This window comes from Natronococcus occultus SP4, from assembly GCF_000328685.1.
Taxonomy (GTDB): domain Archaea; phylum Halobacteriota; class Halobacteria; order Halobacteriales; family Natrialbaceae; genus Natronococcus; species Natronococcus occultus.
This window is the reverse complement of record NC_019974.1, coordinates 1,980,212-1,993,685: the sequence shown is the minus strand read 5'-3', so window position 1 is coordinate 1,993,685 and position 13,474 is coordinate 1,980,212. Positions and strand designations below refer to the sequence as shown.

The 13,474-nt window shown below is 66.8% G+C and carries 16 protein-coding genes; 9 read left to right on the top strand and 7 right to left on the bottom strand.

Features of this window, described 5'->3' with window-relative positions; translation table 11 throughout:
• Positions 1 to 55: 55 nt before the first annotated feature.
• From NATOC_RS09910 to NATOC_RS09900, 3 genes are all read right to left on the bottom strand, one after another.
• Positions 56 to 466 carry a DUF7124 domain-containing protein gene (locus tag NATOC_RS09910; protein WP_015321301.1) on the bottom strand — a complete coding sequence of 137 codons (411 nt, stop codon included), beginning with the start codon at positions 464 to 466 and terminating at the stop codon, positions 56 to 58.
• A gap of 60 nt (positions 467 to 526) precedes the next feature.
• Positions 527 to 748 (bottom strand): hypothetical protein, encoded by a 222-nt coding sequence (locus tag NATOC_RS09905; RefSeq protein ID WP_049888724.1) that lies wholly within the window; start codon positions 746 to 748, stop codon positions 527 to 529.
• A gap of 136 nt (positions 749 to 884) precedes the next feature.
• Positions 885 to 2,123, bottom strand: coding sequence for an NAD(P)/FAD-dependent oxidoreductase (locus NATOC_RS09900; RefSeq protein ID WP_015321299.1), 1,239 nt, complete (start codon positions 2,121 to 2,123; stop codon positions 885 to 887).
• A gap of 233 nt (positions 2,124 to 2,356) precedes the next feature.
• Between NATOC_RS09900 and NATOC_RS09895 the strand changes: the two genes are divergently transcribed.
• The 4 genes from NATOC_RS09895 to NATOC_RS09880 all read left to right on the top strand — a co-directional run bounded on the left by NATOC_RS09895 (position 2,357) and on the right by NATOC_RS09880 (position 5,598).
• Positions 2,357 to 2,944 (top strand): DUF6149 family protein, encoded by a 588-nt coding sequence (locus NATOC_RS09895; RefSeq protein WP_015321298.1) that lies wholly within the window; start codon positions 2,357 to 2,359, stop codon positions 2,942 to 2,944.
• A gap of 63 nt (positions 2,945 to 3,007) precedes the next feature.
• Positions 3,008 to 4,285 carry an MFS transporter gene (locus NATOC_RS09890; protein WP_015321297.1) on the top strand — a complete coding sequence of 426 codons (1,278 nt, stop codon included), beginning with the start codon at positions 3,008 to 3,010 and terminating at the stop codon, positions 4,283 to 4,285.
• 67 nt (positions 4,286 to 4,352) lie between these two features.
• On the top strand, positions 4,353 to 5,237 hold the full coding sequence (locus NATOC_RS09885; RefSeq protein ID WP_015321296.1) for a homoserine kinase: 885 nt from the start codon (positions 4,353 to 4,355) through the stop codon (positions 5,235 to 5,237).
• 10 nt (positions 5,238 to 5,247) lie between these two features.
• On the top strand, positions 5,248 to 5,598 hold the full coding sequence (locus tag NATOC_RS09880; protein ID WP_015321295.1) for a hypothetical protein: 351 nt from the start codon (positions 5,248 to 5,250) through the stop codon (positions 5,596 to 5,598).
• Between the two features lie 38 nt (positions 5,599 to 5,636).
• On the opposite strand, the gene NATOC_RS09875 is transcribed toward NATOC_RS09880, so the two are convergent.
• The 3 genes from NATOC_RS09875 to NATOC_RS09865 form a co-directional block, all read right to left on the bottom strand.
• Positions 5,637 to 6,401 carry a hypothetical protein gene (locus tag NATOC_RS09875; protein ID WP_015321294.1) on the bottom strand — a complete coding sequence of 255 codons (765 nt, stop codon included), beginning with the start codon at positions 6,399 to 6,401 and terminating at the stop codon, positions 5,637 to 5,639.
• A 97-nt stretch (positions 6,402 to 6,498) separates the two neighbouring features.
• Positions 6,499 to 7,407, bottom strand: a complete 909-nt coding sequence (gene pdxS / locus NATOC_RS09870; RefSeq protein ID WP_015321293.1) for a pyridoxal 5'-phosphate synthase lyase subunit PdxS — start codon at positions 7,405 to 7,407, stop codon at positions 6,499 to 6,501.
• 25 nt (positions 7,408 to 7,432) lie between these two features.
• On the bottom strand, positions 7,433 to 8,200 hold the full coding sequence (locus NATOC_RS09865; RefSeq protein ID WP_015321292.1) for an acetoacetate decarboxylase family protein: 768 nt from the start codon (positions 8,198 to 8,200) through the stop codon (positions 7,433 to 7,435).
• Between the two features lie 97 nt (positions 8,201 to 8,297).
• Here NATOC_RS09865 and NATOC_RS09860 point away from each other — a divergent pair, with 97 nt between their 5' ends.
• The 5 genes from NATOC_RS09860 to NATOC_RS09840 all read left to right on the top strand — a co-directional run bounded on the left by NATOC_RS09860 (position 8,298) and on the right by NATOC_RS09840 (position 12,898).
• Positions 8,298 to 9,008 carry a DUF1405 domain-containing protein gene (locus tag NATOC_RS09860; protein WP_015321291.1) on the top strand — a complete coding sequence of 237 codons (711 nt, stop codon included), beginning with the start codon at positions 8,298 to 8,300 and terminating at the stop codon, positions 9,006 to 9,008.
• 236 nt (positions 9,009 to 9,244) lie between these two features.
• Positions 9,245 to 10,186, top strand: a complete 942-nt coding sequence (locus NATOC_RS09855) for an ABC transporter ATP-binding protein (protein WP_015321290.1) — start codon at positions 9,245 to 9,247, stop codon at positions 10,184 to 10,186.
• Positions 10,183 to 10,965 carry an ABC transporter permease subunit gene (locus NATOC_RS09850; RefSeq protein WP_015321289.1) on the top strand — a complete coding sequence of 261 codons (783 nt, stop codon included), beginning with the start codon at positions 10,183 to 10,185 and terminating at the stop codon, positions 10,963 to 10,965. The genes NATOC_RS09855 and NATOC_RS09850 overlap by 4 nt, the downstream gene beginning before the upstream one ends.
• Positions 10,965 to 11,828 (top strand): ABC transporter permease, encoded by an 864-nt coding sequence (locus NATOC_RS09845; RefSeq protein WP_015321288.1) that lies wholly within the window; start codon positions 10,965 to 10,967, stop codon positions 11,826 to 11,828. Before NATOC_RS09850 ends, NATOC_RS09845 begins: the two co-directional genes overlap by 1 nt.
• Before the next feature lie 80 nt (positions 11,829 to 11,908).
• Positions 11,909 to 12,898: a hypothetical protein gene (locus tag NATOC_RS09840; RefSeq protein ID WP_015321287.1), complete on the top strand. Its 990-nt coding sequence runs from the start codon at positions 11,909 to 11,911 to the stop codon at positions 12,896 to 12,898.
• A 77-nt stretch (positions 12,899 to 12,975) separates the two neighbouring features.
• Here NATOC_RS09840 and NATOC_RS09835 read toward each other — a convergent pair whose 3' ends face one another.
• Positions 12,976 to 13,386 carry an SPW repeat domain-containing protein gene (locus tag NATOC_RS09835; protein ID WP_015321286.1) on the bottom strand — a complete coding sequence of 137 codons (411 nt, stop codon included), beginning with the start codon at positions 13,384 to 13,386 and terminating at the stop codon, positions 12,976 to 12,978.
• Positions 13,387 to 13,474 lie beyond the last annotated feature (88 nt).

Genomic DNA, 13,474 nt, shown 5'->3' with positions numbered 1-13,474 from the left:
CGCAGCGGCAGGATAAATAGTACCGTTTCGGTGCGCGACGGGAACGGGAGCCGATTCAGGGCCAGTCGTCCCGGACCGGCTCGGCGTCCTCTTCGGCCTCCTCGGCGTCGGTCGCGACGATCCAGTCGGCGGCCTCGGCGGCGTCCTCGACGGGGAGGTACTCCCAGTCGACCCGCTCGGCGAGGTTCTCGTCGGCCTCGGCGGCGCCGATGAAGACGTACCGGTCGGTGTCGAACTGGTCTTTGACGGCCTCGAGACTCTCCTCTTTGCCGCGAGGACCCGAGAAGAAGTCCTGCCGGATGCGGTTTTTGCGCGTGTAGTTCGTCACGACGTAGGTCGGCTGCTCCGAGACTACGCCGATGTACTCGCTCCACCCTCTGGCGTCCTCGAAGACGCTTTCGGGTGAGGCAAGCTCTTTCAGCGCCTCGAGCTCGAACGCCAGGGTCATGTCGCTACCGCCGTTCATACGCTATCGAAGCGGCGCAGTGGGGAAAACGGCTTCGATACTTCCAACGTTCTCGGAAGACTACGCGGCCTCGACGCGGTAGTAGCTCGTCGCGACAACGACGGTGCCGGGGTCGAGGTCGGTACCAGTAGCGGACAGCTGACGACCCCCCTCGAGCGCAGCGTAGAACTGCTCGAGGGTCCGTTCGTCGAACTGATCGATGTGTCGAACCGTCGCGTCCGGCGCGACGGAGTCGACGCGCCTGAGCGTGAGAGACTGCCCTGTACTGGTAGTAGTTGCCATGTGTGTGACTACCATACCCACGATATCACTTAACTGTTATCACTGAACGGATTGGAACGGACGGCGAGCAACGATCGAGAGTCCGCCGTTCGTGGTGTGAACCGCTGGTCGGTTCGGAGAAGGTAGCCCGACGACGCTACTGTTCCTGTGGCGGCGCGAGGTCGTCGAGGTCGACGGTCTCCTCGAGCAAGACCTCCCTCTGGTCGGCGACGACGCGCTGTTCGCGCATCAGCTGTTTGAGCTTGCTCTGCGGGGAGAGATCGCCGATGAGGACGCCGCCGACGACCTTGCCGTCCTTGAACGCGATGCGGCGCCACTCGGTGTCGCTGTACTTGCGTTCGGCGTAGTCGTCGCCCAGCGTCGGGTGACCGAACGAAAGGAAGGGGAAATCGAAGTGCGTGATCGAGTACGAGGACACCCACTCGAACTCCTCGGCCTCGCCGTCGGCGGCCATGTTGACGCCGGCGATCCGGCCCTGCTCCTTCGCGGAGCCCCAGGAGCCGTTCTGGGCCTGCTCGCCCAGCAGAACGTCGTAAAAGCGGGTGATGTCCCCGGCCGCGTAGACGTCCTCGAGGTTCGTCTGCATATACTGGTCGACGACGATCCCGTTGTCCTGTTCAAGCCCGATGTCGCCGAGGTACTCGGTGTTAAACGTCAGCCCGATGGCGACGCCGGCGAAGTCACACTCGTAGCGGTCGCCGTTCGGATCGACGGCCGCAGTGACGCGACCGTCCTCGTCGGTCTCGAAGCGGTCGACGCCGCTGTCGAAGACGGGGTCGACGCCGACCTCGCGCATCCCCTCGTGCATGATCTCCGCACCCTCTCCCGAGAGCGCGTAGCGCCACCAGCGGTCGCCCCGCATCAGGTACTTGCCCTCGACGCCCTGGGCACCACAGACCGCGGCGAAGTCGATGCCGAGCAGTCCGGCGCCGACGATAACGCCCTTCTCGGCGTTCTCGGCGCTTTCGCGGATCTTGCGGGCGTCCTGGAACGTCCAGAAGTGATGAATTCCCTCGGCGTCGCTGCCCTCGACCGGGAGCTGGGTCGGGGTACCCCCGGTCGCGATCAGGAGCTTGTCGTAGGGAATCTCGTCGTCCTCGTGGGTGTAGACGACCTTCTCGTCGGTGTCGACGCCGGTGACGTGAGTGTTCAGCGAGAGTTCGATATCGCGCTCCTCGTACCACTCCTCGTCGTGGATCGAGATCGGCGCTTCCGGAAGCTTCCCCTTCGCGTGCTCTTTGATCAGAATCCGGTTGTACAGCGCCTCCCCCTCATCGGTGATGACGGTAATCGAAGACTCCGGGTCCTCTTCCCGGAGCGTCTCGGCAGCCGAACTGCCCGAGATCCCGTCACCGATGATGACGTACTCGGTCATATCCTGACCGTTCGTAATGCGGGTTAATGGATATTGCTATCTCGTCTATTTTCTTCGTCCGGCCAGACTGTCTCCACGGTCGTACACCGAACCCGGCCGCTGGAGCCAAGACGGCAACCGCGGCCCCGCTCGCGTCGAGGGGGGAGCCGACGGTTCGAGCGACCCGCCACTCGATCCCAGTCGCCTTCGCCCCCTCCGAACGGCTCTTTACTGGCGGGCCGCTAGCGGGGTCCATGAAGCTTCGTCAGAACGCGCGTCACTTCGCCTCACGGAAGGCCCTCGAGACGCCGGTCGTTCGCTCGGTCGCCAAGTCGAGTCTCGTCCGACTGCACACGAAGATCTTCACGGAGAAGGCCGATCCCGCCCACGCCGAGACACGCACTGACCGCCTCGACGGCTTCTTCGACGCGACGATGGACACGTACCTGCGCGCGCTCCAGGAGGGGTACTCGGAGGCCGAGGCCCGGGAGATCACCCACATCCAGGCGAACTTCGATTTCTACAACCACGGCTGGACCGAGATGATGGAGTTCCCCGTCGACGAGCTCGACGACCACTACGACCGCTACCGCGACTTTTTCGAGCGCTGGGACATCACGATCGACGACCCGCTCGGCCAGTTCGCGCCCGCCGACGGCGTTCCCGAGGCGCCCTCGACCCCCGAGCGTCTCGAGGAGCCCGAACACCCCTACGCCGAGGGCGGGTTCGCCGACGACGTCTACGTCGAGACCGAGGACGGCGAACTGGTCGTCGGCGGCCGGGAGGAACCGGCGGACGTCGACGTCTCTCGAGCCGTCGGCGTCGACGAAGACGACACCTAGGCACCGACTCGCGCTCGGGATCCAAGCCGATAAATAGTCGGCGCGTTCCCGTTTCGATACCGAATGGCACTGAACGCAAACGATCGGTCGATCGCCGGCTTCACGATGGCCGGTCATGCGCTGGTCCACTGGTTCGAGACGGCGATCCCGATCCTGCTTGTCGTCTGGCTCGCGGAGTTCGACGTCTCGTTGCTCCTGCTCGGACTCGTCCTCGCGCCGAGCTACGGACTGTTCGGATTCGGCGCCCTCCCGGCCGGCGTGCTGGTCGATCGGTTCGGCGCGAAGCGGCTCATTATCCTCTGTCTCGGCGGGATGAGCGCGGCGTTTTTCGTGATCGCGGGCGCGTCGTATCTCGACTCCATCTACGCGATCGCGGTCGGACTGTTGTTGTGGGGACTCGCCGCCAGCGTCTACCACCCGGCGGGGCTTGCGCTCATCAGCACGGGCGTCGAGGAGCGGGGAACCGTCTTCGCCTGGCACGGGATCGCCGGCAACGCCGGGATCGCCCTCGGGCCGTTCGTCGCGGCGACCCTGCTGATCTTCCTCGAGTGGCAGTACGTCGCCGCGATACTGGCCGCGCCCGGCGCGCTGGCCGTACTGTACGGACTCTCGGCTGACTTCGAGGCGACCGCCGCGGTCGACGACGACGCGGACGCTGGCCCGAGCGATGCGCTGTCGCTGTCGGAGTTTCTCGCGAACTCGAAGGTGTTGTTCGCGAGCACGTTCGCGCTCGTCTTCGTCATCGTCACCTTCGAGGGGCTGTACTACCGCGGGATGCTCACCTACCTCCCCGAGATCCTCCACGGGCTGCCCGCGATGGACGCACTCGCCCTGCCCGAGGGGCTCGACGGGATCGAGCCGGCCGACTACATCTACGTCGGCCTGCTGGTCGTCGGGATGGCCGGCCAGTACGTCGGCGGCAAGCTAACGGACCGGATCCCGCCCGCCCGGGGGATGGCCGCGATCTTCGCCGTCCTCGTCGTGCTCGCGATAGCGTTCGTTCCCGTGACCGGGATGGGGCTGATCGCCATCGTCGCGCTCTGTGGCGTCTTCGGCTTCTTCCTGTTTGCGATCCAGCCGTTCTACCAGAACGCCGTCGCGGTCTACACGCCCGCCGACACCCGGGGACTCTCCTACGGCTACACCTACCTCGGCGAGTTCGGCTTTGGGGCCGCCAGCATCGCGCTCGGCGGGTTCGTGCTTGACGTCTCGCTGGGCTGGTTCTTCGTCATGATCGCCGCGTTCGCGCTCGTGGGGATGGTCCTCTCTGTGGCGCTGGCCGCGGGGCTGGACTGGTTCGCCGACGCCGAGCCGACCCCGGAGACCGCACCCGACGACTGACACGACGTAGCCGTCGATTCTCTCGTCGTTCGCTACCTTTTTGGCCGCTCTCCGGAAATCACTCGGCATGCTCACCGTGCGGGCTCCGGCGACCAGTGCGAATCTCGGGAGCGGCTTCGACGTCTTCGGCGTCGCCCTCGGAGCGCCCGCCGACGTAATCCGGGTCGAGCGTGCCCCGGAGACGTCGATCACGATCACCGGTGCCGGAAGCAACTACATCCCGACCGATCCGGAGCAAAACACCGTCGGCGCGGTCGCCGACGCGCTCGATGCGCCCGCGACGATCCGGATCGACAAGGGGGTTCGGCCCTCCTCGGGGCTCGGCTCCTCGGCGGCCAGCGCGGCGGGGGCCGCGGTCGCGCTCAACGCCCTCTACGACCGCGGGCTCTCGCGGGAGGAGCTGGTCCCGATCGCCGCCGAGGGCGAGGCGCTTGTGTCGGGCGAGGCCCACGCCGACAACGTCGCCCCCTCCCTACTCGGCGGGTTCACGATCGCCACCGACGACGGCGTCACCCAGGTCGACGCCTCGATCCCCCTCGTGGCCTGCCTGCCGGAAACGAGCGTCTCGACCCGGGACGCCCGCGACGTCGTCCCGAAGACCGCCGCCCTCGAGGACGTCGTCGACACCGTCGGCCACGCCGCGACCCTGACCGTCGGCATGACCCGCGACGATCCCGAACTCGTCGGACGCGGACTGACCGACGCCATCGTTACGCCCGAGCGAAGCGCCCTCATCGACGGCTACAACGCGGTTCGAGAGGCGGCCCTCGAGGCGGGCGCGACCGGCGTCACCGTCAGCGGTGCCGGCCCGGGCGTCCTCGCGGTCTGTCGCGAGGGGGCTCGCCGCGAGATCGCCGGGGCGATGATGGACGCCTTCGACGCCGCCGGGATCGAGAGTCGCGCCTACCAGACGGCCGTCGGCGAGGGGGCACGCCTCTACCGGGACGGCTGATCCGCACCCGATGGGTACGCGAACCGACGCGGCGCTGGCGCTCGCCGTGCTCGCCGTCTTCGCCGGGTTCGCCGTCCTCGTCGACGCCACACTCTCTCCGTTCTACCTGCTCTGGGGCGCTCTCGGGACGATCCTGTTCGAACTGGTCGCGACCCGCGAGTACGTCCTCGTCCGTCGGTACTGGGAACGGCGGGCCGTCCAGACGATCTCGCTCGCGCTGGCGGTCGGACTCGCAGCGGTCGGGGCACGCGTTGCCCCGGGACCGGTACTGTCGCTGTGCTGTGGCGCGACTGGAACCTACCTCGCCTTGCTGGGACTCGTCCGGGTCGGCGTCGTCCCGCCGCCGCGGACGTGGTGGTAGCGTCGGCTCACTCCGGCAAACAGCTACAGCGAACCGTCTCACCCGCGTCGGGCGCTTCGCCAGCGCCGTCCGTACACGTGGGGGAAGGTCTCGACTTTGGCGTGGCGAACGTCGGTCGGCACGGTCGAGACCCGTGTCGAGGCGCTCGCCGGGAGCGGGCCGACGGGCATCGAGGACGCCGCCGTCGGGTTGTTCGACGTCGGTCGTCGGCCCTCGGAGCCGGGGCCGCGCTGGTGGGACTCGTACAGCTCCTCGACCGTCGCGTGGGCGTCGATCACCGCTTCCCGAGCCGGCTCGATCCGGTCTCTGACCTCCTGCTGGAACGCCGCGTTCGTCGCCTCCCCCTTGACCTCCTCGGCGACCGCCTCGAGCTCCGACGGCTCCGAGCAGTCGCCCGAGTCGAACGCGTCGGGTCCGAGGACGTCCTCGAGCTCGTTCCGGAGCTGTTCGGACTCCCGTCCGAACTCGGCGAGGTCGACGGCGTTCCAGAGCTCCCGCAGCTCGATCGCCCGCCGCAGGGCGTCGAGATCGAGCGCCAGGTCGGGGTCCCGCTCTCGAATCGCCTCGGATAGCCGCTCGAGTTCGAGGACGTCGGGCAGCGCCGCCGCGTCGACGGCCTCGGGCAGTCGCTCGAGGTCGACGGTTTCGAGGACGTCCTCGAGTTCCGCGACGACGTCCCACAGCTCGGCCGCTGTCGACGCCACCCGGTCGTCGGTCGCGTCCTCGGCGACGGCCCGAAGCAGCCCCTCGAGGGCGTTCGCGAGGCGATCGAACAGCTGCTCCAGAGATGTCGACTGACTCATGGGACCGGTACGTTCGGCACCGAGAAAACGGGGCTGCTTACCGATTCGTTCGGACGAAAACCGGCAGGATACGAGAACAGTCTCGATCGCTACCCGCTCAGACGCCCCGACCCTGCAGCTGCTCCTCCTCGGCGAGGTCGGCGTTGGAGTCGCCTTTCATCCCCTTGCCGAGGTTCGAGGCGATGTCGGCGAGCCGATCGGGATCGTCCCAGTTGTTGACCGCTTCGACGATCGCCTCGCCCATCGCACGCGGGTTCTCGGCGCCGAAGATCCCGCTGCCGACGAAGATGCCGTCACACTCGTGGTGCATCATCAGGGCGGCGTCGGCGGGGGTCGCGATCCCGCCGGCGGCGAAGTTCACGACCGGGAGCCGACCCATCTCTGCGGTCTCGTGGACCAGCTCGGCGGGCGCCTCGATCTCGCGAGCGTAGGCCTCCCGCTCCTCGTGGGTCATCCCCTCGAGCTCGCGGATAGCGCCCTTGATCGTCCGCTGGTGGTGGACCGCCTGATTGACGTCGCCGGTGCCGGCCTCGCCCTTCGTGCGGATCATCGCTGCCCCCTCGTGGATCCGGCGCAGCGCCTCGCCGAGGTCGCGCGCGCCACAGACGAACGGCGCCGTAAACTCGCGCTTGTCGATGTGGTAGGCGTCGTCGGCCGGGGTCAGTACCTCGGACTCGTCGATCATGTCGACGCCGACGGCCTCGAGGATCTGGGCTTCCTTCGTGTGACCGATTCGGGACTTGCCCATCACCGGGATCGAGACCTCCTCGACGATTTCGGCGACGTCGGCGGGGTCGGCCATCCGGGCGACGCCGCCGCGCTTGCGGATGTCCGCCGGGACGGCCTCGAGAGCCATCACGGCGACCGCGCCCGCGTCCTCGGCGATGCGGGCCTGTTCTTTGTTGACGACGTCCATGATGACGCCCCCCTTCTGCATCTGTGCGAAGCCGCGCTTCACGAGGTCCGTCCCCCGTCGAAGCTCCTCGAGATCGGTACTCGCTGGCATATCGCGCCGTTAGGATCGGGCCCACTTACGCGTGTCCTTTGTCGACGTTGTTCGCCGCGATCGACTCCCCCTCGAACAGCCGCGCGCGGACGCGGGAGCCATACAGCCGAGCCAGCGGCCGACGCCACAGTCCCAGCCGGGCGGCCAGTCGTGGCGCGATCTCGACGTCGGCTCCGATCGGCGGCCCGACCGAGATCTCGCCGCGGAGCTGCATCCGCGCCCGGATCAGCTCGCCGTCGCGACGGGTGAAACTCGAGCGCTCCGTCCCGCGAAGCGAGACCGTGGCTCGAGGACGCGACACTTCGAGCCGGACCGCGTCCTCGCTCGCGTCGCGATCGCCGACGACGACGCGGAACCCCTGCGGACCGTCGGTGACGGTGATCGGTGCGCGTTCCTTCGGATACCCCCAGAGCTCGCGGCCGAGCGCGACCGACGCGTCGGTCGTCACGGGGAGCCAGTGGACGTACCCACCCGGCTCGCCGTCGAACAGCTGCGCGAGCGGCCGATCGGTTCGACTCCCGCGAACGGTGGGGACGATAACGGCGAACTCGTCGTAGGGCTCGAGGCCCGGGTCGCGGCCGACGCGGTGGTATCCGATGCCGACGAGCGCGACACAGCCGAGACGAGGCGCGATCGTGAGCGACGACAGCTCGTCGGGGAGAACCGCCTCCAGACGCGCCCGACGGGCCGGCACGACGACGCCGCCGAGCGTACACGAGAGCTCGAGCGGCAGCGAAACCGCGTGTCCGGTCGAGAGTACCCGACGTCCTCGGTCGTCGGTGTGGGGTGCCATATCCGAGCGAACGGTGACAGGGATGATAGGACTGTGGGCGAGCACCGACGGGTCGCAACCGCTACCGTTTTGCGGGTTCCGTTCGTCGCGCCGAACGATGACCGCGCCGACCGGGCTGCCCGACCGCGATCCGCTGCCGAGCTCCCTCGCCCCCGTCCCGAGGACGATCGAGGACCTCGGGCTGCGGTTCGCGTGGGTCGTCGTCGCGATCAACCTCGCGGGCACCGCCTTCGGCTTCTGGTACTACTCGGCCCAGCTCGCGGCGACGCCGACGCCGATGTGGCCGTGGGTGCCCGACAGCCCGCTGGCGACGCTGTTTATCGCGCTGGCGATCGCCGCCTGGAAGCTCGGCCACGAACTCCCCTGGCTGACCGCGCTGGCCTTTTTCGGGAACGTCGTCCTCGGGCTCTGGACGCCGTACACGCTCGTCGTCTTCCACGAGACCTACCTGGCCCAGACCGACTTCCTGATGTACCAGTTCCTGTTCTGGAGCCACCTCGCGATGGTCGTCCAGGCGTTCGTTCTCCACCGAATCACCGACTTCCCGGTCTGGGGAGTCGCCGTCGCGCTTGGCTGGTACACGTTCAATCTGATCGTCGACTACTTCGTCCCGATACTCGAGGGTCCCCACGGCGTCCACCACACGACGATCCCCGTCGCCCAGGACGAACCGATGTTCCTCGGTGCTGACGCGCTGGGCGTCGTCGCGGCCGGCGAGACGACGTTCGTGCTGCTGGCGCTGTTTGTCGCGCTCGCGACGCGGGTCAAAAAGTGTGAAAAGGCCCGAAACCGGCCGGTCGATCGCTGACCCGAAGCCTGACGTTACCGTGTGTCGTTGCCGACGATCTCGAGGTGTCGCTCGAGCGCTCGCGCCGCCGGACGCCGCTCGACCGTTCTGGCGTCCCGATCGTACCGGACGAAACACAGTCGTCTCGTCCGGACAGTTCCCGACGGTACGAACACGATTTATTCCGATCCGGGATGTCGAGTAGCGCGTCGCGGCCATCGCGGCCGGCGACACGTCCTCGAAACAGGTAGTGATCCATGCAAACCCAGGTCGACGCGAGCGAAGGCGAGTCGAACCACGACGAGCCCACGATCAGACTGGACAGTCTCACCAAGCGGTACGGCGACGTCGCGGCCAACGACGGGATCAGCTTCGACGTCGAGTCGGGCGAGATATTCGGCTACCTCGGGCCGAACGGCGCGGGCAAGACCACGACCATTCGACTGCTGCTCGGACTTATCAAACCGACCGCTGGCACTGCTGAAGTGCTCGGTGCGGATATCCACGACCGGCGAGCGCTCACCGAGGTGAAAGCTACCATCGGCTACCTGCCGGACACGCTCGGCTTCGAGGAGCGGTTGACCGGCCGTCAGGTCCTCGATTACTTCGCCCGGATGCGCGGGGACAAGCGACGGGACGAACTCCTAGACCTGTTCCATCCACCACTCGAGAAACCGGTCGAGACGTACTCCCACGGAAACAAGCGGATGCTCGGTATCGTCCAGGCGTTCATGCACGATCCGGACCTCGCGATTCTCGACGAGCCGACGTCCGGACTCGACCCGCTCAAACAGGATCGGATGCACGCGTTCCTCGAGGAGGAACGCGACGCCGGCAAGACGATTTTCTTCTCCTCGCACGTCCTCAGCGAAGTCCAACGCGTCTGCGATCGCGTCGGGATCATTCGGAACGGAGGACTGGTCGTGCTCGAGGACGTCGACGACCTGCTCAAACGCAGCGGCAAACGCGTCCGGGTGCAACTGGCAGAGCCGGTGAACGAATCGGCGTTCGTTACGTCGGAAATGATCGACGTCGAGATCGTCGATGCTACGGTCCGGTTTACCTACACCGACAAGCCCGCCGAATTACTGGAGCATCTCGTCCAGTTCGCGGTCGAGGACGTCGACATCAGTGACCCAGAGCTCGACGACATCTTCAAACACTACTACGGGGCCGACTCCCCGGCGGGTCCGGGATGACGGCGATCCTGCGTGTCGAGTCGACGAAACTGGTTCGCAGCTCGCTCGTCCTTACCGGGCTGTTCGCTCTCCTCTCGGCGTTTTTCTTCGTGGTATTTCCGGCCTTCGCCGAGGAGGCGGAACTCATCGAGGAGGCGTTTCCGGCGTTTCTCGCCGGCCTGCTCGGGATCGAGGAGTTACACACCATCGAGGGGTTCGTCGGCGGCTATATTTTCTCGGTCATCTGGGTCCTCTTTGCGGGGATCTACTTCGCCTACGCCGCCGGCGGACTGATCGCCGGAGACGTTCGCGCGCGTCGGATGGATCTGTTGCTCTCGAACCCGATCTCGCGCGAGTCGGTAGTACTCCAGAAAGTCGCCGCGCTCTGGGTGCCGCTGGTCGCACTGAATATCGGCCTGTTCGTCGTCGTATACGCCGCGGCAGCGGCGATCGGTGAGACGCTCGACCTCGTCTCGCTCGGGGTGGCGCACCTCCTCACGGTCCCGTACTTGCTGGTCTGTGCCGGGATTGGCCTCCTCTTTTCCGTCACTCTCGACCGCGTCGAGAGCGCGCAAGCCGGCGCACTCGGGCTCGTGTTCGTTCTCTGGCTGGTCGAGGGGCTCTCGGAGACGGCGCCGGAGTACGACTGGATCGGTATCGTCTCGCCGAGCCGGTACTACGATCCGTCCGCGATCCTCGTCCACGAGGAGTATGCGATCGGAGACGCCGCGGTCCTGCTGATGACGTTTCTCGCACTGCTCGGAATCGCACTCTTCGTCTTCGCACGGAGGGATATCTGATGGGGCCAAAACCGGACTCCGACGGTTCGGACGCACGCCGGGCGGCGAAATCCGACACACGACCCGCGATCGACGGCGCCGCGACGGCGATCCTGCGCGTCGAATCCGGCAAGCGCGTCCGCAGTTCGGTCGTGCTCGTTGTCGTCTTCGCCCTGCTCGCCGCGATGTACTTCGCGATGTTTCCGAGCATCCAGGAGGAGGCGGAACTGCTCGAGGACGCGTTCCCGGCGGTTTTCTTCGACATGTTCGGGATCGAGGCACTGCACACAATCGAGGGGTTCATCGCCGCGGAGATCTACTCGTTTTTCTGGATCGTCCTCGTCGGCATCTACTTCGCCTACGTCGGCGCCGGCATGATCGCGAACGACGTCGACGAGCGGAAGATGGACCTCACGCTCTCCAATCCGGTCTCGCGTGAATCGGTGATACTCCAGAAGATTGCTGCCCTCTGGCTCCCACTGATCGTGCTGAACGTCGGCGTCGGCGGGATCGTCTTCCTCGGCGGGATCAGCATCGGCGAACCGCTCGATCCGGTTGCTGTCGCGATGGTCCACCTGCTCTCGATCCCGTACCTGCTGGTCTGTGGCGCGATCGGGTTGCTCATCTCCGTCGTGATCGACCACGTCCGGACTGCTCGGGCAACCGCGCTGACCGTCGTCTTCGTCCTGTGGCTGGTCGAGGGTGTCTCCCGGTTGGACGAGGACTACGAGTGGATCGGTGCCGTCGGTCCGAGCCGGTACTACGACGAGACGGCGATCCTCGTTCGCGAGGAGTACGCGTTCGCCGACGCCGCGGTTCTACTGGCGGCGTTTCTCGTTCTGCTCGTCCTCGCCGTGTTGATCTTCACGCGCCGCGACATCTGAGCGGTCGTCTCGATCGAACTGTCTCTCCGTCGGGAACGATGACCCGACCTATATCGAGCTCGCCGGTGTGGGACTCCCGCATGACACCCACCCGACGGGACGTGTTGAAGCTCGCGGGAACGACGACAGCGATCGCGACGGTCGGAACGACTGGCGCCGCCACAGTCGCCAGACAGGACGACGAACTTCCCGCGTACGGCCGGTGGCTCACGCTCGAGGACGGGGCCCTCGAGTTCACCTACCTCGACTGGGCCGCCCTCGAGGAGTTCGTGGCGGACGAACTCGAGGCCGCCGAGCCCGACGAGGAGGTCCCGGCGGAGTACGAGGCCGATCCGATGATCGCGCCCGTTTCGGAGGGAGCGCTCGGGACCTATCTCTACGCCGGGCTGGACCTCGCCCAGTACCGACTCGGCAGACTCCTCGACGACGGCGAGACGTTCGAGTCGACCGTCGAGGAACTGCTCCGGACGCCCGCGGCGTTCGTCGCCCTCGGCGCGATCGATCCCGCGGAGATCGACGCCCGGCTGACGGCCGAGCCGGAGGCCGGGTTCATCACGCAACTCGAGCGAACCGACGGGATCGGTGCGTACGACGTCTACACCCCGGTCGACGCCGACGACGCCGCGATCGCCGTCGACGAGGACGCGCTCGTCGTCGCAACCGAGAGCGAGGATCCGATCGCCGCCCTCGAGACGATCGTCGACGCCGCCGACGGTGAGACCGAACGGGCGATCGAAGACTCCGAGCCGTTCTCGTGGGTTCTCGAGAGCGCCGGCGACGGCGACGCCGTCGTCGGCCAGTACGGACCCGAAGCTGGAACCGAGGGACTCGCCGACTTCGAGTTCGAGGAACTCGAGGACGCCGAGGCGATCGTGTCCTCGCTGACCGTCGAGGACGCCGAGACCTCCACCGGCGAGTTCGCGGCGGTCGTCGACGAGCCGGACGAGCCCGCGCTCGAGGCGTTGCTGGGTGCGTCCGGCGAGAACCAGTCGGTCGAGGTCGACGGCGACCGGGTGACCGCGACGGCGACGTGGCGCGAGGAGGCCGTCACGGTCCCCCGAGTTCGATAATCGGTCGCCGATCCGTCCCGCGGTGGCGCCGACCCCGAGACGCGAGGTCGGTGTCGCCGGTTCCTGAGGACTGTCGCTCAGTCGGAGCCGCCGACCGTGTCGCCGAGCTCGTCCAGTTGATAACTGATATACACGTTGTAGCCCGCACAGCCGACGATACCGAGCCCCCCGAGGACGTTACTCCAGAGGGGCCAGCCGCCACCGTCGAGAAGGAGGCTCACGAACGGCGAGACGATCGCCCACAGACCGAGCGCTACCACGACCGTCGCCCCCTTGATGTGGAGCCGTTCGCCCTTCGCACGTTGCGTTTCGTTGTACGCGGAGATCATGACGATCCCCAGACCCACGATCGCGTTGTTCCACATCGCCGCCTCGGGGGCGTCGAACGCGATCGGCGAAACGGCGATCCAGAGCGCCAGGGCGACGGTGACGTTAGCTAGCCATTCGCTCAGCCTGCGACTGTCGTCTTCTCCGTCCGTATCGGCCACAGTCAACTGCTCAACCCGACGGCGGATTGCTCTTTCCACTGAAGACGCCACCGGGAGCCCGACGACCCGAAACCGACCGGTACGGTCG